The following is a 471-nucleotide window of genomic DNA, read 5'->3' as shown; positions in this document are numbered from 1 at the left end:
GTCGGCCAGTCCGGCGGCCACCACGTTCTTGGCCACCCAGCGCATCGCGTAGGCGGCCGAGCGGTCGACCTTGGACGGGTCCTTGCCGGAGAAGGCGCCGCCGCCGTGCCGTGCCATGCCGCCGTAGGTGTCGATGATGATCTTGCGGCCGGTCAGCCCGGCGTCGCCCATCGGGCCGCCGATCTCGAAACGCCCGGTCGGGTTGACCAGCAACCGGTAGCCCGAGGTGTCGATGTCGAGACCCGCGATCACGGGCTCGACCACGTGTGAGCGGATGTCGGGGGTCAGCCGGTCGGCCAGGGAGACTCCGGGGGAGTGCTGGGCGGAGACGACCACGGTGTCGAGGCGGACCGGCAGGTCGCCGTCGTACTCGATGGTGACCTGGGTCTTGCCGTCGGGCCGCAGGTAGGGCACCAGGCCCGACTTGCGCACCTCCGACAGGCGCTGGGCCAGCCGGTGGGCCAGCGTGAT

At 71.3% G+C, this 471-nt stretch carries 1 protein-coding gene; it reads right to left on the bottom strand.

From position 1 onward, the window contains the following. The coding region (locus AB0C16_RS40510; RefSeq protein WP_357691507.1) for a methionine adenosyltransferase domain-containing protein at positions 1–471 on the bottom strand (471 nt) is incomplete at both ends.

The organism is Nonomuraea sp. NPDC048916 (genome assembly GCF_040649575.1).
Classification (GTDB): Bacteria; Actinomycetota; Actinomycetes; order Streptosporangiales; family Streptosporangiaceae; genus Nonomuraea.
Note: the sequence above shows the minus strand (reverse complement) of the source record. Positions and strands in the feature narration are given on the sequence as shown.